This window comes from Devosia sp. ZB163, assembly GCF_028613635.1.
Taxonomy (GTDB): domain Bacteria; phylum Pseudomonadota; class Alphaproteobacteria; order Rhizobiales; family Devosiaceae; genus Devosia_A.
Window position 1 is genome coordinate 469,560 of sequence record NZ_JAQRMY010000003.1, and the last position, 26,319, is coordinate 495,878.

Consider the following 26,319-nt stretch of genomic DNA (forward strand, 5'->3'; position numbering starts at 1 on the left):
TTTTGAAATCTCAGCCCTTATAGACGGCTTCGTGGAGGCCGCGGATGTAGCCGATGGCGTAGAGGCGGCCAAAGGCGGAATAGCCGGCGTGTTCGTTGCTGTCGCCTTCGACGGTAGGGACGTGATCGGGACGGAGGACGCCGTCGAAATCGATGTCCTTATACGCCTTCATTGTTGCGAGCATGTCGGTCTTGCCGGCGTCGTGCCAGGTCTCGTGGAAGTTGGTCGGCACACCCGCGACGTCACGGAAGTGGACGAAGCTGATGTTCTTCTTGCCGAAGCCGCGGATGACCTTGGGCAGGTCGTCCGTCATCAGGGTGAAGTTGCCCTGGCAGAGCGTGATGGTGTTGTAGTCGGACGGCAGCATGTCGACGAGTCGCTGGAAGTTCGGCACTGTGCGCATAATGCGGGAAACGCCCTTGATCGGGGTGATCGGCGGATCATCGGGGTGCATCGAGAGCTTCACGCCGGCCTTCTCGGCGACGGGGAGCACGCGGCGGAGGAAATACTCCAGCGTCTCCCAGAGCTTTTCTTCCGAGATCGGCGGGTTCGAGGTGATCGAATCCGGCACGTCGTCGACGTTGAAGGCGGTGACCACGGAGCCGCCGCGGCTCGGGAGCGCCATGTTGGTGCGGACCCAGTTGAAATCGGTCATCCACTCGTAGCACCAGACCGGGATGCCGAGCTTGCCCATGTTGGTGATGAGCTCGCAGACGACATCGATCTCGGCGTCGCGCCCCTCGAGGCCACGCTTGGCGAGGTTGAGCGGCGGACGGCTCTCGATGACGCGGATCTCGTAGCCACCCTTTTCGTACTCGTCCTTCATGCGCTGCAGCGCGCTGAGCGACGAGACGCGCTCGTTGGCCTGCAGGCTGTCGAAGGGCAGGCCGGCTACGGCGAGGTCGACGCCGCACTGCTTGGCGAGCTTCCAGACGGGGGAGTATTTTGGAGGGATGACCTCGGCGATCTCGAGCATTTTCTATCCTGGGGCGGAGATGCGGGCCGCGCACAGGCGGCTCGGGAAATGAATGGCGGCCGTTCGGCCGTTACAACGTCAGTTGATGGCAGTGCTGAACCGGGCGGGTCGGCCGCCCGATGCAAAGGAGGTCGAGCGCCTGCACCGGCCTCAGGTCGTCTCGCTGTGGAACTCGGCCTGCGATTCCTTGGACCGGATCGAGTGCTGGCCCCACTTCTGGTCGAGATTGGGCCACGGGATCGAGTCGACGAGCAGGCGTGTGTAGGCGTGCTGCGGGTTGCGGATAACCGTCTCCACGTCGCCCTTTTCCACCACGTCGCCGCGGTAGAGCACAGTGATCGAGTCCGCCACGTGATAGGCCGTGGTCAGGTCGTGCGTGATGTAGATGATGGTGACGCCGTGCTGGGTGTGCAGGTTCTTGAGCGACTCGAGGATGTTGGCGCGCAGCGAGGCGTCCACCATCGATACCGGTTCGTCGGCGATCAGGAGGCGCGGCTTCAGCAGCAGGGCGCGGGCGACGTTGATGCGCTGGCGCTGGCCGCCCGAGAGCTGGTGCGGGAAGCGGCCGAGCACGTCCTCGGGGCGAAGGCCGACGGCTGTCAGCGCCTCATCCATCTTGTTACGCGCGTCCTTGCCGGATTTGGCCAGCTTGAACTGCTTGATCGGGACCGTGAGCAGGTGATCGACCGTGTAGAACGGGTTGAACACCGCAAACGGATCTTGGAACACGGCCTGCACTTCGCGGCGATAGGCCATGCGATCCGGGCCGCGCAGTGAGACGATGTTCTGACCCTTGTAGAGGATCTCGCCTGTCGTTGGCGTGATGAAGCCGAGCAGCAGCATGGCGAGCGTCGTCTTGCCCGAGCCGGATTCGCCGGCGACGGTCAGGATGGTCGGCTCGTCTTCCATAAGGGTGAGCGAAAACTCCTTGAGCGCGATCTTGGCATGCGAGGACAACAGGCCGCGCTGGTAGACCTTGGTGACGTTCTTGATTTCCAGGAGAGGGGTCTTGGACATCGGATCAGGACTCCTGGTCGTAGAGATGGCAGGCCACGAGACGGCCGCCGGGAAGCACGTTCACCTTCGGCTTTTCCGCCCTGGAGCGATCCGAGGCGAAGGGGCAGCGCGGGTGGAAGGCGCAGCCCGAAGGCAGACGGAGCAGGGACGGGGCGAGGCCCGGGATGCCCTTGAACTGGCCGCGGTTGTCGAGCGTGGGCAGGCTGGAGATGAGAGCCTGCGAGTAGGGGTGCTTGGGGTCGGTGAACATTTCACGGACCGTCGCGACCTCGACGAGGCGGCCGGCATACATCACCGCCACCTGGTCCATGGTCTGGGCCATCAGGCCCATGTCGTGGCCGATCAGGATGACGGCGGCGTTGAGCTCGTCCTGCACCCGGTCGATGGTTTCCATGACCTGGCGCTGGGTGACCACGTCGAGCGCGCTGGTGGGCTCGTCGGCGATGATCACCTGCGGCTTCAGCAGCACGCCGATGGCGATGCAGACGCGCTGCTTCATGCCACCCGACAGCTCGTGCGGGTACATGCGGGAGACGCCGGGGTCGAGATCGACGGAGCGCAGCGCGTGGGCGATGCGATCATCGATCGAGGAACGGCTTTCGCCCCGCGTGTGCGACTTGATGGCGTCGACCATCTGGGCACCGATGCGCATCACCGGGTTGAGCGAGTTCATCGCGCCCTGCGGGATGTAGGCGATCTTGGAAAGACGCGCCTTGCGCATGCCCTCTTCGTCGAGGGATTGCAGGTCGGTGCCGCCGACCCAGACGTTTCCGCCTTCGATGCGCCCCGGCGGCTTGATCATGCGCATCATGGCAAGGGCAAGGGTGGACTTGCCCGAGCCGGATTCGCCGACCATGCCCATCTTCTGGCCCGCGTGGAGCGTGAAGCTGACATTGTCGAGCGCGCGGGCGCGGCCGAGATCGGTGTAGTACGTGACGACGAGATCGTCGACGCGCAGGACAGGTTCGGCCGTACCGGGACGCGCGTTTCGGCCGGCGGCGGCTTCGGTGGTTGCGAGATTCATGGTCATTACTCCGTCCGCCGCACGCGCGGATTGGCCAGTTCGTCGAGACCCATGTTGATCAGGGCAAGCGAGCCCAGGATCAGGATCATGGCGACCGAGGGGGCAATGGGCCACCACCACCAGCCGTTGAAGAAGGCGCCCTGCAACTGGGCGGCCCAGATTATGTTGCCGAGCAGCGGTTCGCGCAGCGGGCCGAGGCCGAGCACGGCGAGGTAGAAGGACGCGAACACCGCAGAGAACACCTGGCCGACGAAGGCCGCCGCGATGAACGGCAACAGGTTAGGCAGGATTTCCTTGAAGATGATCGACAGGTCACCGACGCCACTGAGCTTGGCGACGGACACGAACTGCCGCTCCTTCATGGTGAGCACCTGGGCGCGGACGACGAGCGTCGGTCCCATCCAGGCGAGCATCACGACGATGAGCGCCATGGTGATGATGGTGACGTCGCGCTTGTCGAGCGAGCCGGCCACGACGACCTGGATCAGGAGAACCGGGATCGGTGTCAGGATCTGGCAGATGGTGCGGATGGTCGAATCTACCCAGCCGCCGAAATAGGCCGAGATGAAGCCGAGCACGACGCCGATGAAGGTGCCGATGCCGCCGGCGATGAGGCCGATGATGGCGGTTTGCCACATGCCCACCACCATGGCGGCGAGCAGGTTGCGGCCGAAGAAGTCGGTACCGAACGGGTATTGCAGGCTCGGTGGCTTCTTGGTGGCCACCGACAGGGGATAGGCCTGCTTGGGGTTGATCGTCAGCATGCCGATGACGGTGAACAGGATCAGCGCAAGCAGGATGGCGAGACCGATGGCGAGACCCTTGTTGCGCTTCAAATACCGCAGGATGAGGGTCAGGCGGCTCGGCTGCTGGATGTCGGCTTCAGGCGCCGCGGTTGCAATCACGGTGGTCAATTGTCCGGGCTCCTACTGGTTACGCACGCGCGGGTCGAGCAGCGGGTAGATGAACTCGAGGACGGCCATCAGCACGGCGATAGCGATCGTGATGAAGAGCACGATGCCGTAGATTGTGGGGAAGTCGTTCGAGCGGATGGCGTTGTTGAGCACCGTGCCAAGGCCGGGGAGGCCGAAGATGCCTTCCACGATAATGGCCGAGGTGACGACGGTGCCTAGCGCGAGTGCGAGGCCGGTAACCTGCGGCAGCAGCGTGTTGCGCAGGTAGTAGTCGCGGAAGATGCGTCCGCCAGTGAGCCCCTTGTGCTCGGCGTAGTTCACGTAGTCCTCGCCTTGGATGGTGACACCCATGCCACGCATCGAGAGCACCCATCCGCCGACGGAGCCGAGGATCAGTGACAGGGCCGGCAGCAGTTGGTGGCGCAGCAGGTCGAAGGCAAATTCCCACGACCAGTTCGGCACCACGCCGATGGAGTAGGCGCCGCCCAGAGGCAGCATCTTGAGACGGAAGCCGATGAAGAACAGGAGCAGCACGCCCATGATCACGGGCGGCACGCCGGTCAGCAGCACGAAGGGCGTGGCGACCGAGCGGACCCAGCGGGGGGCCTTCGGCCAGGCCGAGAGCGCACCGAGCAGGTTGCCGATGACGAAGCTGAGGATGGTGGTGACCAGCAGCAGGAAGAAGGTCCAGGGCAGGGCCTGGGCGATGATGTCGGTAACCGTCGACGGATAGCGGTTCAGCGAGTAGCCGAAATCCATCCGGATCACGTTGCCGAGGTAGTTCCAGTATTGCTCGAGCAGCGGCTTATCGAGGCCGAACTGCTGGTTCATGCTGGCGATTATGGCTTCGAGGTCGCCCGGCGAGAAGCCGCCGGAACGGGCGAGCTCGGCGAAACGCTCACGAATGGCGTTACGCGGGCTCAGGCGGGGAATGAAGAATACGATCGTCGACGCGGCCCAAATGACCAGTACCAGGAAAGACAGGCGCTTTGCGATCAGCTTGAAGTTCACTTGGGCAACTCCGGCACCATGAAGAGGGGGAGTGCGCGCGAACGCGCACTCCGATGTCGGGACGACTTACTGCGCGCCGGTCGGCTGCAGGGACGTGATGACCAGCAGGCCGGTATGAGCCCAGAAGGCACCGTTCGTGCCCATTGCCGGGTTCTCGGCGGTCGGCCAGTTCTTCCAGTAGTGCTGGTTGTAGGCGATGCGGTGCAGCCACTGGATGATCGGGATATCGATCTGGTCACGCCAGTAGATGCCCAGGGCCTTGGCAGCGCCTTCCTGGAAGGCCGGATCGTCCGACGAAAGCGGGGCGATCGAGTCCAGGATCTGGTCGTACTCGGGGTTCGAGTAGCGCGAGAAGCGGTTGTTGCCGGCCGAGGTGCCGATGGCTTCGCTGTACTTGCCGTGGAAGAGGTTCAGAGCCTCGAACGGGTCGTAGAGCGATGCGCCGTGGCCGAACATGTACAGGCCGGCCTTGCCGTCTGCCATGTTCTGGTAGGAGTCGGGACCGAAGTTGATGGCGGCGTCGAAGCCGGCCTGGCGGAGCATTTCCACGAGGATCGGAACGATGTCGCTATGGATGCCTTCGAAGCCCTGGATGGTGGCGTCGACGGTGTTGCCGTCCTTTTCCCACAGGCCGTCGCCGTTCATGGTGAAACCGGCTTCGGTCATGAGGGCCGCGCTCTGCTCGGGGTCGAACAGGCGGGGCTGGTACTGCTCCTCGAGCGCCTTGACGGCGGGCGAGTCAGCAAAAGCCTGCAGGTTCGGATAGAGCGGGAACGGGTAGATGGTGGCGATCTGGGCACCCTCGTACAGGATGTCGTTGATCACGTCGCGGTTGATGACCAGGGCCATGGCGCGGCGGACGCGGACGTCGTTGTACGGCTCGAGCTGGGTGTTCATCCAGAGCGAGTTCGGCCACCAGTCGAGATAGCCGAAGGGCGACTCGGAACCGGTGTGGGTGGTGATCTCCGGGTTCTGGGCAAGGATGTTGCCGATAACCGAGGAGCGCATGTCGAGGGCGGAGTCGAACTCGTTGTTCACGACGCGCTGGGCGACGGTGTCCATCGAGACGCCAGTGATGTTGGCAATGATGACGCGCTTGACGGCCGGCTCGGCGATACGGCCGGCCTTAACGGCCCACCAGTCCGGACGGTAGTCGAAGATCTTCTGGTTGGCGTTCCACGCCACCAGGTCATACGGACCCGAGTGCGGGATTTCGGTCGAGCCGGGTTCCATGTTCACGTCCGGCTTGGACGACAGGAATGCCGAGGGAACGATCGGGATACCGGTATCGAACTTTTCGGTCAGCACTTCGAACTTGAAGCGCGGAGCCGGGGCCTTGAAGTTCACCTTCACGGTCAGGTCGTCGACGATGTCGGTCGAAGCGACGAACTGGGTGAAGTGGGCGTTGTAGGGCAGCTTGGAATTGTTCAGCTGGCCATCGAACGTGAACTTGACGTCGGCGGAGGTGACGGGCGTGCCGTCGGACCACTTGGCGTCCTTGTTCAGCTTGATCTCAAGCGCGGTGAACGTGTCGTCGGTGTATTCCATGCTGTCGGCCAGCCACGGAACATACTCGCCCTTGAAAATGGCGAAGTACATCAGCGGCTCCCACATGAAGGCATTGCCTTCCTGGTGGGTGTAGCCCGGCAGGGCCCACGGGTTGGTCACGCCGATCGGCGAGGACAGAGCCACGCCCCAGCCGAGGACAACCGTCTGGTTGCGCGGCACGTCGGGCAGCGGTGTGGCCGGCACGATTTCCTTGGGCGCAGTTGCGGCGAGCGGGCTTTGCGCCAGCGCTGCCATAGGCATCGACATGACGCCGAGCGCCAGCAATGCAGCTGTTACTATTCTACGTTTGACCATGTGACTGGTTCTCCCTTGACCGTCGAATGGATGGGCATTGGTCGCCTTATCGGCTGACCTTCTTCTGTCGGGGGTAGCGTTTGCCCCGAACGTCCTCCTCACCTCCAAGACAAGCTCGTTATCTTGTTCTCTTGCTCGGTGGGGACGGGCCCTGCCAGCAGCGGACCAATGAACGGTCCGCGCATGCCGCGAGACGACTAGGCTGGTTCGACCGGCCCAAAGGGGCCGTGCGGCATTTCCGGACTTTGGCTGAAGTCGCTGCGGTCCATGGTGGACCAGGAGCGAAGAAATCACCGACCGCCATCGGGGCGGCCGCGTTTCACTTATGCGGTCTGTCCGTCCTGCCCATCGGACGACCTAGTTCATACCCTGCTGCATTTGGCCTGGCGTCTCCCCCACCAATTCTGCCGTCCGACCCCTCCTGGGCCCGCCCGGCGATTTCTCCCAATAATTCAAGCGTTAGCCAGCGGAATCGAGTGAGTCAACAGCTGGAATGGTAGGCTACCAGACAAGGGTGCTCCCGCTCGGGGCCAGCGCCCCGCAAAGCGCTTTGAACTTACGGTGTTTTTTCCGTTTGGTTCGTGGAGTGTACTAAATCAGAAAAATCATGTGCGATGATCACGCAGACGTGCATCGTTGCAGGCAGGCTGACGCAGAATGGGTGCGAAGCTGTCGCTCCGCACCCTCGGGATTTCACGATGTCGGGCTCGTCAGCCCTTGATGCCGGCCGAAAGCATGATCGCTTCGGTGACGCGCCGCTGGAAGATCAGGTACACGATCGCCACCGGCAGGCCGGCGAGGATGGCGCTGCCGAGGTCGCGGGCATACTTCACGCCGAAGGCGTCGGTGACCTGCGTGATGCCGACCGTCACGTTCATCATCTGCTCGTTGGTGACCGAGAGGAAGGGCCACAGGAACTGGTTCCAGGCACCGATGAAGGTGATGATGGCGAGCGCGGTGGTGATGCCCCAGTTCATCGGCAGGTAGAGCCGGAAGAACATCTGGAACTCGTTGGCGTTGTCGAGCTTGGCGGCCTCGCGCAGTTCCCTGGGCACGGAGTCGAAGAACTGCTTGTAGATGATCACCGTCACCGGCCCGTAGACGAGCTGGGGCAGGATCACGCCGAGCCAGCTGTTGAACAGCTTGAACTGGCTGATCAGCACGAAGTGGTTCACGATCAGCGCCGGAATGGGGATCATGAAGCTGGCGAGGATGATCCACCAAAGGATGCGGCGACCGGGGAAGTTGAGCTGGCTGATGGCATAGCCGGCGAGCGACGAGATCAGCACGACACCGACCGTGACCGAGGCCGCCGTCACCAGCGAGTTGATGTACCAGGTGCCGATCTTGGTGTTGAACAGCACGTGGGTGTAGGCGTCGAGCGTGAACCGCTGCGGCCAGAGCTGGATGCCGGGCTGCACGATGTCGTTCTCGACCTTGAGGGTCGTCACGACCGCCCAGTAGAGCGGGAAGGCCCAGAAGATCGCGCCGAGAACCGTGATGACGGTGGCGATCAGGCCGAAGACGTCGAGCGCCTTGATGACCTTGCGCTTGCGCGGGCTGAGGCCGGCGATCTCCCCGGCTGCGGGAGTGGTAGCGACCGAGCTCATTTGTTACCTCGCGCGCGGAGCATCTGGAACTGCAGTACCGAGAAGACGACGATCACGAGGAACAGGACCACCGCGACGGTGGCGCCGTAGCCGCCGTTGTTCTTCTGGAAGGCGCTGCGATAGATGAGCTGGACGAGGCCCATCGTGGCGTCCGAGCGGCCGCCGTTGCCGAACAGGTAGACCTGGTCGAAGATCTTGAACTGCGCGATTAGCTGGATGGTCAGCACCAGCACCGTGATCGGCCAGATCAGCGGCCAGGTGATGCGGGTGAACTGGCGCCAGCGCGGCGTGCCGTCGAGCGCGGCAGCCTCGTAGATCTCGGGTGAGATGTTCCGCAGGCCGGCGATGAAAAGCAGGATGTTGAAGCCGATCGTCCACCAGACGGTGATGAAGGCGACCGTCGGCATGAACAGCGGCAGGGTGCGGAACACTGGCACGTTGTCGCCGGCGACGAGGGCGATCAGCGGCTGCAGGATGCCGAACTGGCTGTCGAACATCCAGCCCCAGACGCGGAACACCACAGAGACCGGCAGGATGTACGGAATAAAGAAGCAGGCGAGGATCAGCGACTGCATCCAGCCCTTCAGCCGGTTGACACCGACGGCGATGGCGAGCGCCACCATGGTGGCGGGGACCACCGTCAGGATCACGAAGTAGACCGTGTTCCACAGCGCCACGCCGAACAGCTTGTCCTTGAACAGCTTCAGATAGTTGTCGAAGCCGATGAAGGTGCCCGGGCCGATCAGCGGCGCCTTGTGGAAGCTGAGCCAGATCATCTGCAGCGTCGGGTAGATGAACAGCACGGCGTAGACGACGACGAAGGGCAGAACGAAGATCAGCGCCGCCAGCACCTCGTTGCGGTTGAAGCGTTTCTTGCGTGCCGGCAACGGCACGTCGGCGGCAGTATCTGCGGCTGACATTGGTTCTGGCCTCCCCTTCCAGTCAAAAAAAGTCCGGCCGGCGCCCGGAGAGCGCCAGCCGGTCGGAGATTACTCCACCTGACCTTGAAGGTCGTCGCGCATCTGCTCCATGGCAGACTGCGGATCGATTTCGCCGTTGACGGCGGGCATCAGGTAGTTGCCGGCCGCGTCGTAGACGGGGGAGGCAACGCCAGCGAGCACCGACGACGGATCGAACACGGCGGTATCAGCGAGCACCGAGTAGGTGGCGTTCGGCTGCTTGGTCTTGAACTCTTCGCTGTCGCGGACCGGCGAGTAGGCCGGGATGTGGCCGGCATCGGCCCAGGCGAGGGAGTTCTTGTTCATCCAGGCGATGACCTGGAGAACGGCGGCGCGCTTTTCGGGCGAGACTTCGTTGCCGACGCGGTTCGGGATGGCGAAGGCGTGCGAGTCAGCCCAGGTGGCCGGGTGGTCGAAGAAGGTCGGGAGCGCGATCGCGCCCCAGTCGAACAGCTCGCCCTTGGCGTTGAGGTCGGTCATGGTGGGGACTTCCCACACACCATTGATGTGCATGGCCGCCTTGCCGCCCGTGAACAGGGCGATCGAGGCCGGGTACTCGGTGGCGGCCGGTGCGAGACCGTCCTTCACCCAGTCGGCAACCACGGTGGTGGCCTTGACGGCCTTGTCGAGGTTGTCGCCCGACAGGAAGTTACCGTCGGCGTCGAGGAACTGACCGTCCTGCTGGCCGAGCAGCGAGTAGAAAATGCGCCACTGGCTGTCGCCGGCGGCGGAGTGGATCGACACGCCGTACTCGGCGCCGCCGTCCTTGAGCTTCTGCAGCGCGGCCTTGAAGTTGTCGACGCCATCGAGGCCGGTCGGCAGGCCGTTATCGCCGAGCAGGCCAGCGGCCTTCAGCATGTCCTTGTTGTAGTAGAGGACGATCGAATGGATATCGAACGGGATGGCGTACTGCTTGCCATCGACCTGGGCGGCCTTCCAGTTCGAGTCCGCGTAGTCCGAACCGGCGAGGCCTGCAGCGGCGATCTCGTCGGCGGTGATCTCGCTGAGCGCACCCGAGGAGACGCCGAGCGGCAGGCGCGAGAGGTGATAGGTCATCACGTCCGGGCCTTCGCCGATGGCGGCCGAGGTCTGGACCTTGGTGTAGAACGGGGTACCCCACTCGAGGGTGGTGCCCTGGATCTCTATCTTGCCGGCGTTCTCGGCGTTGAACTTCTCGATCAGCGCCTTCATGCGGACGCCGTCACCGCCGCCGAGGAAGTCCCACCAGGTCACGACTTCCTGGGCATGCACAAGGCCGGTGGTCGACAGCAGACCTGCCGACAGCACTGCCATTTTCAGAAACGACTTCATCACTTCATTTCCTCCCAAAGGATGAGCTCCATGCGTCTTTGCTTCACCTGGGCCGGCGACCCTCGCCGGTCCTGTCCCGCTGGCCACGCATTGAGCAGTGGCGGCCATTCGGGACATCATCTCTGACCTATCTACCGATACGGATCAGGAATGCTGATATATAAGGGCGTATTTCCACTTTATCCGGATATGCTTGGTCAGGCGGCGCTGTACGCCACATCCTTCGCGTCGAAGAGATGCGCCGCGGCGCCGTCGATATCGAGCCGCACCTGGTCGCCGACATTGAGCCTGGACTGGCCCTCGTCCTCTGCGATCACCACCGAGTTGTCGGCCAGGCGCACATAGGCCAGGGTCCGCTCGCCGAGACGCTCGACGACGTCGGCCTTGCCGGAAATGGCGCCCGTCGCCGAGACCTTCACGGACTCGGGCCGGATGCCAAAGGTCACGTTGCCATCGCCGGGCAGGCGGGCCGCGGCGATACCGGTCTGGATCTCGGAGTTGTCAGGGAGCTTCACCAGCACCTTGCCGTCGCGATCGGAGATCTTCTGCACCGGCAGGAAGTTCATCGAGGGCGAACCGACGAAGGCGGCGACGAAGCGCGACGCAGGCCGGTTGTAGATCTCCATCGGCGTGCCGATCTGCTCGATCTTCCTATTGTTCATCACCACGATGCGGTCGGCGAGCGTCATGGCCTCGATCTGGTCGTGCGTCACGAAGATCATCGTGGTCTTCATGCGCTGATGCAGCTGGGCGAACTCGATGCGGGTGCGCACGCGGAGGCCTGCGTCGAGGTTCGAAAGGGGCTCGTCGAAGAGGAAGGCCTTGGGATCGCGGACGATGGCGCGGCCGATGGCGACGCGCTGGCGCTGGCCACCCGAGAGCTGGCCGGGCTTGCGGTCGATCAGATGTTCAAGCTCAAGGGTTTTCGCTGCGGCGGCGACGCGACGGGCGATCTCGTCCTTGGGCATGCGGATGTTCTGCAGGCCGAACGACATGTTCTCACGCACACTCATGTGCGGGTAGAGCGCGTAGTTCTGGAAGACCATCGCGATCTGGCGGTCGGAGGGCGGCAGCTGGTCGACGCGACGATCGCCGATGTGGATTTCACCACCGTCGATGTCCTCGAGGCCGGCGATCATGCGCAGCAGGGTGGACTTGCCGCAGCCGGACGGCCCCAGGAAAACCATGAACTCACCAGACTCGATGGTCATCGAGACGTTCTCGATGACGCGCACCTGTCCGAAATGCTTGCTGACGTTTACGAGCCTGATATCGGCCAAGTCGCGTACCTCCCCGGTAGTCTACCGGCCCGAGTGTCCCTTGGGGATCTACCGAGCCGGGCTGATGCTATTGCGGCTGACAATATTGTCAATCCTGTATCAAATGGAAGCGGAAAATTCTGCTGACAATACAAGTAGTTAGCGTGCGTCGATATCCGCCGGAAGGCGTTCGACATGCTTCCTAACCCGAAAATCTGATTCAGTTTTGCCGCTCAATCGACCTCCAGATTTGAGGTGGTCGCCACAAGACCGTCGAACAGAGCCGTGGCGACAGGATCGCTCCCCGGTGCGTCGTTCGTGAGGCGGAAGGTGGTGACGACCATGGCGCCCTTGCCGATGGGACGGCGGGCGATGGTGGCGGCGGGCTTGTTGACCCAGCCGATCACCACACCTGCATCGACGAGCCCCTCGTATTCCCAGGAGCGGAAGCCCGTGAGCACGTGGTGCGGCACGACGCGGTCGAAGGACACGTCGAGCAGAGGACCACCCGGCAGGTCGGCGAAGACGCCGGAGCGCTTGATCCACGAGAAGTTCGCGATCCAGTCGCCGCGCCACAGCGTGCCGTCGCGCAGGACGAGCCCGATATTGGGCAACTGCGTTTCCGAGCCGAGATGGCGCGCGCGCTCCTTGCTGGCCGGCATGGTGGGCGGCTCGGCGCGGGGCTGGTCGACGCGCAGGTTGCGATGGGTCGCGACCGAGCCGTCGGCGAGGACGAGGTAGCGGGCGCCGTGGCGCATGGCCTCGATGTCGGCCTCGTCCAGTGCGTGGGTGAGGACGAGGTCGGCGGAAGCGGCGTCGGTGACGGTGTAGCCGAGGCCACGGGCGAAGGCGGCGAGGCCAGCATCGGCAGCTGCGATCCGGGCTGGGCCGGCGCTGCGCTTCGCATAGACCGAGACTTCGATCTGGTTCTTCGCCAGTTCCTGGCCGCCTGCTTCGAGCTTGAGAACGATGCTCGCAACGCGGCTCGCGCCATCCAGCTTGATGTCGGTGGTGCCGAGATCGACGACCGAGAGGCCAGCCGTGGCTGGCACGTCAATTCTGCCGCTCTGGCCGTCGACCGACCAGGTCAGCGTTGCACCGGCTGGCACGGACCTGCCACCGGTTGCGACCTTGAGCTTCAGAGCGACGCTATCACCGGACCACACGGCATGGTGCTCGATCTGCGGCACGATGACGATGTCGTTGTTGACCTCAGCAAAGCGATCGTGGAAGGCGCGCGGGTTGCGGTTGATGTCGAGCAGGCCGTTGGCTTCCCAGTGCACGTCCGTCATCTCGGTGATGACGTAGCCCTGGATCGGCGCGTGGGCGCGCATCGACTCGATCTCGTATTTGAGATTGGCGAACTGGTACCACTGCACCTTGTCGATGAAGCTGTCGAAGCTGCCGAAGACGTTCTGCAGGTGGTAAGTCGCGAAGCGGTTGCGGATGCCGTGCGGATAGGCAGCGCCGTCGCCCCAGTTGCTGCCGGTCTCGGCCCACCACGGCTCTTCGCCGGCGGGAGTCTTGACCTGATCGGGGTGGGGCAGGCCCCAGACGCCGAACTCGGAGACGACCAGCGGCTCGTCGCCGCGGCGCTCGCCATCGCCGTGGGGCGTCCACGTCCAGTCGGACGCGTCGGCGAATTCCTGCGTGAGCTTTTCCCACTCGGCGCGGCGTTCGGGGACCGAGCGGTAGTAGTGGTAGTCGTTGATGTCGGTCTTGACGTGGAAGTTCGGGATGCACGCCGAATTGTCGACGACGAGGCGGCGCGGATCCTTGGCCTTCAGCCAGTCATAGGTGTCCTTGAGCCACTGGCGGTGGTCGGCATTCTCGACGAGGCGGGTGCCCCAATCCTCGTTGATGATGGTCCAGGTGACGATCGAGGGGTGGTTGCCGTCGCGGGCGAGGATGCCCTCCATCGTCTCGCGCATGCGCTGGGCTGCGGCGCTGGTGAAGTACTGGACGTTGGGGATTTCGGTCCACACCAGCAGGCCGAGGCGGTCGGCGACCTCGTAGTAGCGCGGGTCGGCCACCTTGATGTGGCAGCGCAGCATGTTGAGGCCGAGGTGCTTGGCCTTCCTCGCCTGGTCCTCGAGGAACTCGAGGGAGGGCGGGGTGCAGATGCCTTCGGGGTAGTAGTCCTGGTCGAGGGCGCCGCGGATGTAGAGCGGCTCGCCGTTGAGGTAGAACTTGCCGTCGCGGGTCTCGATGGTGCGGACGCCGAAGGTGTGCGTGGTGGTGTCGACGACGGCGCCGCCCGCGATGAGCTCGAGCTTTGCGGTATAGAGATTGGGGTGCTCGGGCGACCAGAGGCGGGGCGAATTCAGCTTGAGTTTCAGGCTGTTGCCGGTGGTCTCGGCGGTGACGCCGTCGATGGTGGCGCGGATGGTGGCGCCGGCTGCGGCAGCGGAGCGCTGGAAGGCGAAGGTCACTTCGCCGGAGATGTCGGCGTCGATGGCGACGTGGGGGAGGTGGCGCTTGTCGCGGGCGATGAGCCTGACCGACTGCCAGATGCCGCCGAGCGGACCGTACCAGCTCTGCTTGCCATGCGGGATCTCACCGAAGGGGAAGTCAGGGTATTCGGTCACATCTGCGCTGGGCAAAGTGACGTGAACTTCCAGTGCACTTTCGGCCGGAGTCCCCTCGGGGACGACGAACTCGAAGGGGAGGTAGCCGCCCTCGTGGGTGCCGAGGGTTTTGCCGTCGAGGCGGACCTCGGCGAAGTAGTTCACCGCGCCGAAATGGAGCGCGAGCTCGCGACCCTGCCAGTTGGCCGGGATGGAGAGCTGGCGGGCGTAGATGGCCTTGCCGGTCGAGTGGCGCAGGTCGGCGAATTCGGCTTGCCAGGGGCCCGGCACGGTTGCCGTGCGCCAGTCGCCGTGGCCCTCCAGACGAAAGCGCCAGGCGCCGTCGAGCGAGATTTCCTCGCGTGCGGATGCGCCGGCCCTGGTGGCCGTAGTCTCGCCGATCATGCAGTCCTCCCTAGCAGCTAATATTTATTAGCATTTGGCATATGGCTAGCGTCTTTCCCCACACTACGCAAGCCTTCGGCTGCTAATGGAGTTTAGCAGGGGCAGTTGCGCATGGCCCCTCGCGGCTGATAGTGCTGGCCCTGGAGGACGTTGGAGGTACGGTTGGCGAAGCGGCCGACGATGATCGACATTGGGGAGCGCGCCGGGGTCTCGCAGGCCACGGTGTCGCTCGTGCTCAATCGCGTGTCCAACGCGCGCGTCGCCGAGGCGACCCGGCAGCGCGTGCTCGAGGCAGCGGATGCGCTCGGCTATCGCAAGGGCACCCAGCACCACGTTCCCGACAACAAGACGCGGGTGATTGGCCTCCTCATCGACGAGGTCACGACGACGCCGTTCGCGACGCCCTTCATCGAGGGGGCGCGCGAAGAGGCGGCGCTGCAGGACGTGGTGGTCGCGACGTTCTGCACGCGCGGCGATGCCAAGCTCGAGGGGCTGGCGCTCGATATGCTGCTGCAGCACGATGCGATCGGCGTGCTCTACACGAGCCTGATCACGCGGCCGGCCGAGCCGCCCGAGCGGCTGCGCGACGTGCCGACGGTGATGGTCAACTGCTACGACCGGAACCGGCTCTACCCCTCGGTGGTGCCCGCCGATGTGACCGGTGGGTTTGCGGCCACGGAAGCGCTGCTCAAGGCGGGGCACAGGCGCATTGCCCACCTCGCCGGCGAGAACTGGATCGAGGCGTCCGAGGATCGCGAGCGCGGCTACCGGCAGGCGCTGGCCTCATGGGACGTGCCGATCGACGAGAGCCTGATCCTGCGCGGCGGCTGGACGATTCCCGGCGGACGGGAACTGGCGTTGCAACTGCTCGACCTGCCGAGCCCGCCGACGGCGATCTTTGCCTTCAACGATCGCATGGCGGTGGGGGCCTATGACGCGCTGCGCAGCCGGGGCCTGAGCGTGCCGCATGACATATCGGTGGTGGGGTTCGACAACGAGGACACCAGCGCCTATCTCGAGCCGCCGCTGACCACGGTGGTGCTGCCGCACGAGGAGATGGCGCGCTGGGCGGTCGGCACGCTGCTCGACGAGCATTTGCCCGTCGCGTCGCCGCGGCGGATCAAGATCGAGTGCCCGCTGATCGAGCGCGGCTCTATTGGGCCGGTGCCGGTGCGGGTTGCTGCGGAGTAGGTCGCTTCCCTTTTTCACAGGTGCTGAGGGGTGGTCGAGGCAGGGCTGCGCTGATCGCGACCTGCTGAGACGCTGACCCCGGCCCTCTCCCCTCAGGGGAGAGGGGGCGATGTGGCTCGGACGCCGGCTCGCCATTCCGGCCGGGCTTTCCCGAACCGCTCCCAGGCGTACCAGCCAAGCGACAGGACGACGAGAATTGTGACGGTCACGATGGCCGCGACCAGTGTCGTGCGCACCGGCTTGCCCATGAGGTGCCGGGTGAGGAAGAAGCCAAGATTGGTGAGGACGAGGAAGCTCAGCACGTGCCGCCCCGGCGTCAGCAGGATGTCGGGGATGCGAACGCGGCTGGCGACCCAGCGGCTGAGGGCGAGATAGGCGAGGAGGATCGCTGCGGGCCCGACGATCCAGAGGATGGTGGGCGGGAAGCGCTGCGGGAAGCCGCCCGTCTCGTAGGTGACCCAGAACAGGTAGCCGGTGATCGCCAGCGCCGGGACGAAGTGCCAGCCCCGAACCGGATGGCTGCCGTACCAGATGCCGAGCAGGAACCAGGGCAGGTAGGGCAGAAGCGGGAAGTTGGCGAAACCGGTGTGGCTGACGAGGGTCGGCAACAGCGGGAAGATCGCGCCCGTCGTGTAGAAGGTCGTGAGCAGGCAGGCGGCGCTGACGCCGGCGAGCAGCCAGGGGTTGCGGCCGATGGCGAGCAGGGCGGGGCGCGCGAACAGTTGCACCACTGCCAGCACGAAGAAGGTGGCGAGGAACTCGCTCCAGCCGAACAGGCGCTGCATGGTCAGGACGTCGAGCGCGAGCTCGAGGTTGAGCGGCTTGCGATCGACCCAGATGGCGAAGGCGAAGGACGAGGCATAGACGGCAAGCAGCAGGAGCAGCACCGGCCGCAGCCGTTCGAACCAGGTGCGCTTGCGTCCCTCGGGCTTGGGCAGGCCGAGGCCGAGGCCGAAGGCGAAGATAAAGCCCGAAAAGCTCACGAGGTTTGCGTATTCGGCAAAGATCGCGGCGTCCGGCTTGGGCCGGAAGGTGACGAGCTGGATGACGTGCGCGCCGACCATGGCGACGACCAGCAGGGTCTTGATGAGGTCGAGGTCCTGCGCGCGGGAGGCGCTGGTGCCTGGTCGGGGTTCAGGGGAGCGGGTCGAGTTCGGGCCAGCCATCTGCAGTCCATCGGAGGGGCGAGAACTGGAGCTTGGACACTCCGAGGTCGTCACCGTCGTAATAGTGGTAGGCGAGCATGTCGCCCCTGGTGGTGCGGATCGCTTCCTGCCCGCCGGGGCCGATGAAGCGGCCGGTCTTGCCGAGGAGCAGCGTGCCGCCGCCCTCGAGCATCGGCTTGCCGTCCTTGTCGAGGTAGGGGCCGGTGACGCTGTCGGCGCGGCCGATGCGCATGTTGTAGGTGCTGTCGAGCTGCTTGCAGCACTGGTCGAAGGAGACGAAGAGGTAGAACCGGCCGTCGTGCTCGAGAATGCTCGTCGCCTCGATGCCGGCGCCCTGGCGGGAGGCGAGGTCGTAGGTCGGGGTGTCCTCGGCGAGGAGCTTGCCGGTGACGGGATCGAGCTCGCGCATCTTGATGCCGTTCCAGAACGAGCCGTAGGCGAGGTAGGCGCGGCCGTCAGTCGTGTCGATCCGCCAGGGGTCGATGGCGTTCCAGTCGTCCTTGCCGTTGGACTTCAGCACGAGGCCCTGATCCTGCCAGCCCTCGCCGGGCTTGTCGGGATCGAGCGCCGTGCTGGTCATGAGGCCAATGGCGCTGGTGTTGATGCCGAAGGACGAGACCGAATAGTAGAGGTACCAGGTGTCGCCGTGCTTGCTGACCGAGGGCGCCCAGATGTTGAGCGACTGGTAGCCGAGCTCCTTGCGCTGCCACTTGGGGACACCCTTGCCGATCGAGCCGGCGTCGGTCCAGGCAATGCCATCGGGTGACGTCTTCGCCCGGATCGCACCGCGATAGAGGCCGCCTTCCTGGCCGGTCTGGAAGGCGACGTAGCGGCCATCGACCTCGATGATGCTCGGATCGTGGATGCGGACATCGCCGGTGAGGGCGGGCTGGGCTTGCTCCGCGACGGCGGGAGCTGCGCATAGCAGCAGGGCCGCCACGAGGGCGGCGCGGACCAGACGCATCGCTCTCCTCCAGCGCGATGAATGGGGCTGCAGGCATCCCAGAGTTGGGGGCGGGATGTCAACCGATCACGCAATCGGGAACGCAGGCTTAACGCGATCTTAAGTCCGATCCGCAAAATCGTCATGAAAACCGGGCACGTGCGCCCAGTCAGTTGCCGCGTTTCCGGCGAGTCGTTTGTGCCGAGGCTTTCATGTACCGCGTTAACAAGCCCCTCTCCTCCATTTCCCGTCGTTCGTTCGCGCTGGGTGCCGCCGCCCTCGTGGCGTCGTCTGCTTTCACGCCGGCTTTTGCCAGTGTCGACAGCTTTGTCGACGGCGTGTGGAAGCGGGCCAAGGCCCGTGGCGTTTCCAAGCGCGTCTTCGATATCGCGATGGGCGAGTTCTCGCCGTCCGGCAAGGTGATGGAACTGAGCCGCAAGCAGCCCGAGTTCGTGAGCACGGCCGCCGACTATGTCGGCAAGCGCGTGACCGAGACGCAGGTCGGCAAGGGCCAGGGCATGAGCGGCGAGTGGGAGCAGACGCTTGCCGCCGTCAGCTCGCGCTACGGCGTACAGGCCGAAGTCATCCTCGCCATCTGGGGCATCGAAACCAACTATGGCGGCTATATGGGCGGCACCAACTCGGTGCATGCCCTGGCAACGCTCGCCTACGGCGGCTATCGCGCCGACTATTTCGGCAGCGAGCTGATCACGGCGCTCGAGATCCTCGAGGGTGGGCACGTCCGGGCCAAGAACATGGTCGGCTCATGGGCCGGCGCCATGGGGCATCCGCAGTTCATGCCGTCGAGCTTCATGAAGTACGCCGTCGACTTCAAGGGCGACGGACACAAGGACATCTGGGGCTCGGTGCCCGACGCGATGGCCTCGATCGGGAACTACCTGCGCTCGTTCGGCTGGCGGCCCGGCGAGACATGGGGTTACGAGGTAAAGCTCCCACGCGACTTCAACTACCAGAACGTCTGGAGCGGCATCAACGCGACGCTCGGCGACTGGAACGGCGTGGGCGTGAAGCGCGCGAACGGCAAGGCGTTTCCGCGGGCCAGCGATGTGGCGCGGCTCTACATGCCGATGGGCGGCAACGGGCCGGTCTTTGCGGTGCTCGAGAACTTCGGCGTCATCAAGCGCTACAACAACTCCGACAGCTATGCCCTTGCAGTTGGCCATCTTGCCGACCGGATCATCGGCAGCCGCGGCTTCGTTTCGACCTGGCCCAAGGACACGGCGCTGACCAAGGACGACCGCAAGCAGTTGCAGGCCAAGCTGATCAAGCGCGGCTACGAGCTGGGCACACCGGACGGCGTCATCGGTCCGAAGACCCGGGCGGCCGTGATCGACTGGCAGAGCCGGTCCGGACTGCTGCCGGACGGCCATGTGTCGGGCAATTTGCTGCGGGCGCTGAGCTAAGTCTCAGCCGCTGCTGTCGCGGGTAAGTGAAATCAGTAAAAATGCGTGGCGGCATAAGGGTACGTCCTTAATGCCGCCCCAACTACTCTCGGCTGTGTTCAGCGGACGAGAAGACCATGCAGAAGCGTGGCGTGCCTATATCTCCAGACAAGAGATCGACACTGCGTCTGGCGGAGGTGGCGTGGCCGTTCATCGCCATTATCATCCTGCAGGCCGCCCTCGCTACTTTCAGTCTCCAGGTGGTGACTTCGCTGCGAGCCTATGTTGCCGGCGAGAGCTTGTGGTCCAAGGGCCAGCATGACGCGATCTACTTCCTCAACCGTCATATAGACACGACCAATCCCGCCTATCTCGTGCGCTACAAGACGGCGCTCGACGTGCCCATGGGAGATCGCGACGGGCGGCTGGCGCTCGAACGGCAACCGTCCGATCGGTCCGCGGCGGCTGCCGGATTCGCGAGGGGCGGTCATCACCCCGCTGACATCCCCGGGATCATCTGGGGTTATGAGAACTTCACCTGGTTCCCCTACATGCGGGTGGCGATGGAGCATTGGCGCAATGCCGAGCCCTCGCTGTTCCAGCTACAGGAACTGGCCGACGAAGTGTCGACGACCGAACAGGCTTCGGGCGCGCAGCGGCAGGCCTGGAAGGCGCGCCTCGACGGGATCTACGATATCGTACGGCCACTTGCCCTCGCATACTCAAGTACTCTGGGAGAGGGGACCCGCTTCGTCCAGAGCTTGCTGCTGGCCGCCAACCTCGCCATGGCGGCGGGGTTCGTGGCGCTGACCATGTGGCGGCTCAGCAAGTTCGTGCGGCACCGGCGGGCCATCGAAGATGAGCTGGCCTGGCTTGCCTCGCACGACGACCTGACGAAGCTGCCGAACCGCTCGGCATTCGAGCGCGCGGTGAGCGCGACGCTGGCCGACGGAACAGCGCGGGCGGTGATGTTCATCGACCTCGACCAGTTCAAGGTGGTCAACGATACCGGCGGGCACGCGGCGGGCGACAGGCTGCTCCGCACCATCGCGGAACAGGTGCCGGGGACGCTGGGGAACCACGCGCTGCTGGCCCGGCTCGGAGGCGACGAGTTCGGCGTGCTGCTGACCACGCCGACCGATCGGGAGGTCACCGCCATCGCCAACCGGCTGCGCCACACGCTGGCCGAGCTGCCCTTCATCTGGGAGGGGCAGCATTTTGTCGTCAGCGCCAGCATCGGCCTCGTGCGGCTGGGGCGGGAGAAGCACACGCTCGAATCCGCCATGCGCGCCGCCGACATCGCCTGCTACATGGCCAAGGAGAAGGGGCGGAACCGCGTCCATGTCTACGCGGCCGACGATACCGAGCAGGCGGAACTGGCGGGCAACATGGGGTGGGTGCAGCGGCTGCAGGCCGGGCTCGACGAGGATCGGTTCGTACTCTACGCGCAGGAGATCGTGCCCATCAGCGCACAGGCCGGTCACGGTTATTGCGAGATCCTGATGCGCCTCAGCGAACGGGGCGAACTGGTGTCGCCGGGCCGGTTCATCCCCGCGGCCGAGCGCTTCGGGCTGATGCCGCAGCTCGACCGGTGGGTGGTGCGCAAGGCGCTCGAGACCATCGCGGCACGGCTGGCGCGGGGTGTGGGTGGCGATGCCACGTACTCGATCAACATTAGTGCGCTGACCCTGTCGGACGAGGCTTTCGTGCCGTTCGTGCGGCAGCAGCTGAAGCGCACGCAGGTGCCGGCGCAATCGCTGTGCTTCGAGATCACCGAGACGGCGGCGGTCGCCAATCTCGAGCGGGCCAATGCGTTCATCAGCGCGCTGCGGCAGATGGGTTGCCGGTTCGCGCTCGACGATTTCGGCGCGGGCATGTCGTCGTTCCACTACCTCAAGCGGCTGCCGGTCGACTGGATCAAGATCGATGGCGGGTTCGTGCGCAACATGCTGCGCGACCGCACCGACCTCGCGGTGGTGGAGATGATCAACCACCTGGGGCACGTGACGGGGATGAAGACGGTTGCCGAATTCGTGGAGTCGGCCGAGATCCTCGTCGCGCTGAGGGGGATCGGGGTCGACTACGCGCAGGGCTACCACGTGGCGAGGCCGCAGCCGTTCCTGGCCGACCCTGTGGTCGAGGAAGAGCAGCGGCTCACCGCGTAGGTGGGGTGACGCCGGCTCAAGCCGGCGTCGGGGCCTCGGGATCGATCAGGCCGGCCGAGGTCAGGTCGGACCAGAATGCGGCCGGTATCGCCTCCTGCACGAAACCGACGTTGGCCGTGACCTCCTCGGGCCTGGCGCCGCCGGGGATCACGGAGACCACGGCGGGATGGGCGAGGGGGAACTGCAGCGCCGCGGCCTGGAGCGAGACGCCGTGGCCGGCGCAGACCGCCTGGATGCGGCGGGTCTTGTCGAGGATATCGGGCTCGGCGATGCCGTAGGCGTAGCGCGCGCCGGGGATGGGGCCGGTAGCGAGGATGCCCGAGGCATAGGGGGCGCCGACGATGACCGAGATGTTCTCGTCGACGCACCGCTTCAGCCCGGTCCGCAGCGCCGACTGGTTGAGCAGGGTGTAGGGCATCGCCACGATGCAGAAATCGAGCTGCACGCGCGGGGCGATGGTATCGAGCGAGTCGGCGTGGTTGAGGCCCATGCCGATGGCCTTGATGTGGCCGGTGCGCTTCAGTTCCTCGAGGGCGCGGATGCCGCTCGCCTCGAGATCCTCGAGCTTCGGGCCGCCGGGGCTGGCAGCTGCTTCGGGATCGTGGATGAGGAGCGCGTCGATGGTGTCGAGGCCGAGGCGGAGCAGGCTCTGCTCGTAGGAGCGCATGATGCCGTCATAGGAATAGTCCCAGACGATCTCCATGTTCAGTCCGCCGCCCCAGGGGGTGCGGTCGAAGGTGCGGGGATCGGCGGGGCGCTTGAAGTAGCGGCCGACCTTGGTGGTGATGACGAACTCGTCGCGGGGCTTGTCGATGAGGAAGGTGCCGGTGCGCAGCTCGCTCAGACCCCGGCCGTAGAACGGGGCCGTGTCGTAGTAGCGGACGCCGCCATCCCAGGCGGCCGCCAGCGTGGCGTTGGCCGTGTCGCCCGAGACGCGGTTGTACATCCCGCCCAGGTGCGCCGCGCCGAAGCCCAGCGGCGGCAGCGACAGGGAGGTTGCGGCGACCTGGCCGCGATCGGAAAGCTTGATAGTCACAGAGTCATCTCCTCGGGGGCGTAGGTGAAGTGCTGGTTCAAAAGGAGATCTCCTCCGTGTCGTCGTATTCCGTGACCGATCCGGGCCGGTCGCGCCTTGATCAGGCGGGGATGCGGTAGAACTTGCGGGCGTTGTCGCGGAACAGGCCGGCCCGCTCGGTTTCCGAGAAACCGGCGGTGATGTTGTCGAAGGCGCGCCAGACCGTGCGGAAGTCCGAGTAGAGCTTGTCGACCGGGAAGTTGGACGCAAACATCGCGCGCTCCGGGCCGAAGGCCTCGATGGCCTCGAGGACGAGCGGGCGGATGCTCTCGGTGGTCCAGCCGTGGTCGAGCATTCCCAGCCCGCTGACCTTGGCGACGATGTTGGGCTGGGCGGCGAGGGTGCGAAGGCCGGCCTTGTACTGCTTCCAGCCGGCCAGATCGCGATCGGCCCACATACCGGTGTGGTTGAGGATGATGCGGGTGTCGGGTGCCGCGGCTGCGAGGGCGGCGGCCGCGTCCATCTGGTGGGGGTAAAGCTGCAGGTCGAAGCTCAGGCCGCGCCGGCCCAGTTCACGCAGTCCTTCAAGAAACTGCGGCACCGCCATCAGGTCGCGCGAGACGTAGCTGCGGGCCGGGTTGGCGTGCATGTTCACCACTTGCCGGATGCCGCGGAAGATGGGGAACGCCTGGTGCCGGTCGAGCAGGGCAGGGAATTCCGGCGAAGTCAGGTCGCCGTTGCCGACGATGACCAGCGGCAGCGGGTTCGCGTCGGCGACCTTCTGCAGGGTCTCCGTTTCCTTGATCGGGTCGGTCGGGAAGGCCTCGACGTGGACGGCGCCGACGATCTCGAACTCGTCGCCGCCTTCCTCGAGGTATTCGTCGATCAGGTAGCTGCGGCAGATGGCGGCGTTGGCGCCGCCTTTGCCGGGCTTTTCGAAGTGCGGGTAGATGCGCGTCCAGAGATCCCACAAATGGATATGCGGGTCGACGATCTGCAGTCTGCTCATGGTCCCCTCCGGTCCGGTGTCGCAGCCGGAGGTGGCAGTGCCTCCGCTGCTGTTCGCTGCGGCTTTCCCCGGGCCGCAGAACGGCCGGGATGTCAGTTGACCGGACGAGTCAAGTCAACCGGGCGGGGCTAAGACTTTCGGGCGGGTCAATGCGAACGCCCGATCAACCGCGAGCGCAAGGCGTTGGAGATGTTGTCGAAAATGAACACCACGGCGAGGATCAGCAGCACCATGTAGGCGACCTTGTCCCAGTCGGAATTGGTGCCCATCGCCTCGAGCAGCTTGAGGCCGATGCCGCCTGCGCCGACCGCGCCGATCACGGTGGCCGACCGGGTGTTGCTCTCCCAGAAATACAGCGACTGCGAGATGAAGACCGGCAGCACCTGCGGCACCACGCCGAAGCGGTTGACGACGCTGGGCGCCGCGCCCACCGACTTGACGCCCTCGCGCTGCCGGTCGTCGACGTTCTCCAGCGCTTCGGCATAGACCTTCCCGAGTGCGCCGGCGTCGGTGAAGAAGATCGCGGCGATCCCGGGGATCGGGCCCGGGCCGAAGCCGCGGGTGAAGAACAGCGCCCAGATCAGCATGTCGATCGAGCGCAGGAAGTCGAAGGTGCGCTTCATCAGCCAGTTGACCGGCCGGGACCGTGTGATGTTGCGCGCGGCGATGAAGGCGAGCGGGAAGGCGAACAGAGTCGCGAGCAGCGTGCCGACGAAGGCCATCACCAGCGTCTGGAGGAGTTTTGAGAGGATGTCGCCGTGCTGCCAGACGCCGTTGCCGAGGAAGTTCTGCACGGCCGTATCGAAGTTGGAGCGCGTGGGGTCGATGCGCTCGGAGCTGAGCATGAGCTGGATCACTTCGAGGGGGTTGAGGCCCCAATAGGCAGAGCGGGTATCGAACCAGAAGTTGGACCAGCCGAGGAAACGGCGCTGCACATAGACCTGGTTGGTGCGCACCTCGGCCTGACCGGCAAAGCCGTAGTCGACGATGACCTTGGTGCCGTCCTGCCGGACTGCGCCCGGTGCATCCGGCGGCGCGGTGACTGTGTCGGTGCCGATCGTGATCTCGTGCGGTTCGCCGCCGACATAGGCGGTGACGAGGCTCGGCGTGACCTCCAGCCGGTCGGCCTCGCTGCCGAAGGTCACGGTCATCGAGCCGTCATCGTGCAGCGTCAGCCAGTCGATAATTGCATCAGCGGGATATTGCCCGCGGCTCGACCAGGTGGCGGTGACCTTGCCGTCGGCGAACTTCAGTCGGGGCTGGGCGCGCCACGAGTACCAGTCCTGCAGGTAGAGCGCCGCGCGGTCCCACTTGCCGTTCTCGAAGGCCGGGCCGACGTTGAAGAACACGTAGCAGAAACCGAGGTAGAGCACTGTGGCCACGAGCCCGATCGGCAGCGCCCAGCGCTTCCACCATGGCTTGTGCAGCACGGCGGCATGCGACGACTTCAGTCGGGCGCGTTCGGTTTCATCGATTGCGAGCACGTTCGACATCACGCCGCTCCCCGTCCGAATTCGAAGGCCTGGTTGCCGACCAGTCGCCGGCGCAGCCAGCCCGAGAACTGGTCGACCGCGATGATCGTCACCAGCAGCAGGATGATGATGGCGTAGGTCTTGGCGGCGTGATTGTTGCCGATCGACAGGCGGAACGCCTCACCGATGCCGCCGCCGCCGACAGCGCCGATGATGGTCGAGGCGCGCACATTGATCTCGGTGCGCAGCAATGTGTAGGACACGAAATTGGGCAGCACCTGTGGCAGCATGCCGTAGCGCACGCGCTCGAGCCAGGTGGCGCCGACGGCGCGCAGACCTTCGTCCGGCTTCATGTCGGCATTCTCGACGACTTCGAAGAACAGCTTGCCGAGCGCCCCGATGGTGTGGAGCGAGATGGCGAAGATCGCCGCGATCGGCCCGATCGAGAGGATGGCCGTGAGGAGGCCCGCGATCACGATCTCGGGGAAGGCGCGCAGCACCTCCATGATGCGGCGCACCACGAAGCGGACGACCCCCGCACCGACGAGGTTGGTCGCCGCAAAGAAGCACAGCACGAACGCCAGGCCGCCACCGATGATCGTGGAGACGATCGCGATGTTCACCGTGATGATCAGTTCGTAGATGAAGTGCGGGATGTAGAGCGTCTCGGTCAGATAGAAGCGCTGCGAGGTGAAATCGTACTTCATCGAGCCGTCGGCATAGGGTGACGGCAGGTCGAACATGGCGCGGAAGATCTCGAGCGGATCGTTCGGCACGAAGCTGCGCAGAAAATCGAACAGGTAGGGCAGGCGCTCGAAGAACTTGCCCGAGTTCGCCGCGTTGGCGAAGTTGAGCGACATGGCCAGCACGATGGCGAACACGACCAGCGCGATGATGGAATAGACGCGCCGGGTGCGGATCTGCTGGCGATAGTGACCGAAGACGGTCTTCGTCGCGTCGCTGATGCCGCCGGTCGCCGGATCGTGGGCGAGATGCGCCATGCCCTGCTCCTGATGTCGGAACGGCGGCACCTGAGAGG

At 64.9% G+C, this 26,319-nt stretch carries 20 protein-coding genes; 3 read left to right on the forward strand and 17 right to left on the reverse strand.

Annotated features, from left to right (window positions below; translation table 11 throughout):
- Window positions 1-10: 10 nt before the first annotated feature.
- From PRN20_RS16150 to PRN20_RS16200, 11 genes are all read right to left on the reverse strand, one after another.
- Window positions 11-976, reverse strand: a complete 966-nt coding sequence (locus PRN20_RS16150) for a mannonate dehydratase (RefSeq protein ID WP_273958572.1) — start codon at window positions 974-976, stop codon at window positions 11-13.
- 150 nt (window positions 977-1,126) lie between these two features.
- Complete coding sequence (locus PRN20_RS16155; protein ID WP_273958573.1) at window positions 1,127-1,993, reverse strand: ABC transporter ATP-binding protein; 867 nt, start codon at window positions 1,991-1,993, stop codon at window positions 1,127-1,129.
- A 4-nt stretch (window positions 1,994-1,997) separates the two neighbouring features.
- Window positions 1,998-3,017 (reverse strand): ABC transporter ATP-binding protein, encoded by a 1,020-nt coding sequence (locus PRN20_RS16160; RefSeq protein ID WP_273958574.1) that lies wholly within the window; start codon window positions 3,015-3,017, stop codon window positions 1,998-2,000.
- Window positions 3,018-3,022: 5 nt separating this feature from the next.
- Window positions 3,023-3,922 (reverse strand): ABC transporter permease, encoded by a 900-nt coding sequence (locus PRN20_RS16165; RefSeq protein WP_273959038.1) that lies wholly within the window; start codon window positions 3,920-3,922, stop codon window positions 3,023-3,025.
- 21 nt (window positions 3,923-3,943) lie between these two features.
- The gene (locus tag PRN20_RS16170; protein ID WP_273958575.1) at window positions 3,944-4,942 is read right to left on the reverse strand and encodes an ABC transporter permease; all 999 of its coding nucleotides are present in this window, start codon (window positions 4,940-4,942) and stop codon (window positions 3,944-3,946) included.
- A 66-nt stretch (window positions 4,943-5,008) separates the two neighbouring features.
- Entirely contained in the window at window positions 5,009-6,805 is a 1,797-nt protein-coding gene (locus PRN20_RS16175) for an ABC transporter substrate-binding protein (protein WP_273958576.1), read from the reverse strand.
- Window positions 6,806-7,515: 710 nt separating this feature from the next.
- Window positions 7,516-8,415 carry a carbohydrate ABC transporter permease gene (locus PRN20_RS16180; protein WP_273958577.1) on the reverse strand — a complete coding sequence of 300 codons (900 nt, stop codon included), beginning with the start codon at window positions 8,413-8,415 and terminating at the stop codon, window positions 7,516-7,518.
- On the reverse strand, window positions 8,412-9,335 hold the full coding sequence (locus PRN20_RS16185; protein WP_273958578.1) for a carbohydrate ABC transporter permease: 924 nt from the start codon (window positions 9,333-9,335) through the stop codon (window positions 8,412-8,414). Before PRN20_RS16185 ends, PRN20_RS16180 begins: the two co-directional genes overlap by 4 nt.
- A 69-nt stretch (window positions 9,336-9,404) precedes the next feature.
- Window positions 9,405-10,685: an ABC transporter substrate-binding protein gene (locus PRN20_RS16190; RefSeq protein ID WP_273958579.1), complete on the reverse strand. Its 1,281-nt coding sequence runs from the start codon at window positions 10,683-10,685 to the stop codon at window positions 9,405-9,407.
- Window positions 10,686-10,882: 197 nt separating this feature from the next.
- The gene (locus PRN20_RS16195; RefSeq protein WP_273958580.1) at window positions 10,883-11,965 is read right to left on the reverse strand and encodes an ABC transporter ATP-binding protein; all 1,083 of its coding nucleotides are present in this window, start codon (window positions 11,963-11,965) and stop codon (window positions 10,883-10,885) included.
- Window positions 11,966-12,177: 212 nt separating this feature from the next.
- Window positions 12,178-14,916 carry a glycoside hydrolase family 2 protein gene (locus PRN20_RS16200; RefSeq protein ID WP_273958581.1) on the reverse strand — a complete coding sequence of 913 codons (2,739 nt, stop codon included), beginning with the start codon at window positions 14,914-14,916 and terminating at the stop codon, window positions 12,178-12,180.
- A gap of 162 nt (window positions 14,917-15,078) precedes the next feature.
- Between PRN20_RS16200 and PRN20_RS16205 the strand changes: the two genes are divergently transcribed.
- The gene (locus PRN20_RS16205; protein ID WP_273958582.1) at window positions 15,079-16,107 is read left to right on the forward strand and encodes a LacI family DNA-binding transcriptional regulator; all 1,029 of its coding nucleotides are present in this window, start codon (window positions 15,079-15,081) and stop codon (window positions 16,105-16,107) included.
- A gap of 92 nt (window positions 16,108-16,199) precedes the next feature.
- On the opposite strand, the gene PRN20_RS16210 is transcribed toward PRN20_RS16205, so the two are convergent.
- Together PRN20_RS16210 and PRN20_RS16215 are read right to left on the reverse strand one after the other, a co-directional pair.
- Window positions 16,200-17,273, reverse strand: coding sequence for a hypothetical protein (locus tag PRN20_RS16210; protein ID WP_273958583.1), 1,074 nt, complete (start codon window positions 17,271-17,273; stop codon window positions 16,200-16,202).
- Window positions 17,242-18,237: an arabinan endo-1,5-alpha-L-arabinosidase gene (locus tag PRN20_RS16215; RefSeq protein ID WP_273958584.1), complete on the reverse strand. Its 996-nt coding sequence runs from the start codon at window positions 18,235-18,237 to the stop codon at window positions 17,242-17,244. The genes PRN20_RS16210 and PRN20_RS16215 overlap by 32 nt, the downstream gene beginning before the upstream one ends.
- Window positions 18,238-18,428: 191 nt before the next feature.
- Here PRN20_RS16215 and PRN20_RS16220 point away from each other — a divergent pair, with 191 nt between their 5' ends.
- Together PRN20_RS16220 and PRN20_RS16225 are read left to right on the forward strand one after the other, a co-directional pair.
- Entirely contained in the window at window positions 18,429-19,640 is a 1,212-nt protein-coding gene (locus tag PRN20_RS16220) for a lytic murein transglycosylase (protein ID WP_273958585.1), read from the forward strand.
- Between the two features lie 116 nt (window positions 19,641-19,756).
- A complete protein-coding gene (locus tag PRN20_RS16225; protein ID WP_273958586.1) occupies window positions 19,757-21,784 on the forward strand; it encodes a putative bifunctional diguanylate cyclase/phosphodiesterase in 2,028 nt (675 codons plus the stop codon).
- A gap of 16 nt (window positions 21,785-21,800) precedes the next feature.
- Here the strand turns inward: PRN20_RS16225 and PRN20_RS16230 are convergent, their stop codons facing one another.
- The 4 genes from PRN20_RS16230 to phnE (PRN20_RS16245) form a co-directional block, all read right to left on the reverse strand.
- Complete coding sequence (locus PRN20_RS16230) at window positions 21,801-22,820, reverse strand: aldo/keto reductase (protein ID WP_273958587.1); 1,020 nt, start codon at window positions 22,818-22,820, stop codon at window positions 21,801-21,803.
- A 100-nt stretch (window positions 22,821-22,920) separates the two neighbouring features.
- Window positions 22,921-23,808 carry an amidohydrolase family protein gene (locus PRN20_RS16235; protein WP_273958588.1) on the reverse strand — a complete coding sequence of 296 codons (888 nt, stop codon included), beginning with the start codon at window positions 23,806-23,808 and terminating at the stop codon, window positions 22,921-22,923.
- A 146-nt stretch (window positions 23,809-23,954) separates the two neighbouring features.
- Entirely contained in the window at window positions 23,955-25,301 is a 1,347-nt protein-coding gene (gene phnE, locus PRN20_RS16240; RefSeq protein WP_273958589.1) for a phosphonate ABC transporter, permease protein PhnE, read from the reverse strand.
- Window positions 25,301-26,281, reverse strand: a complete 981-nt coding sequence (phnE, locus tag PRN20_RS16245; protein ID WP_273958590.1) for a phosphonate ABC transporter, permease protein PhnE — start codon at window positions 26,279-26,281, stop codon at window positions 25,301-25,303. The genes phnE (PRN20_RS16240) and phnE (PRN20_RS16245) overlap by 1 nt, the downstream gene beginning before the upstream one ends.
- Between the last annotated feature and the right edge of the window lie 38 nt (window positions 26,282-26,319).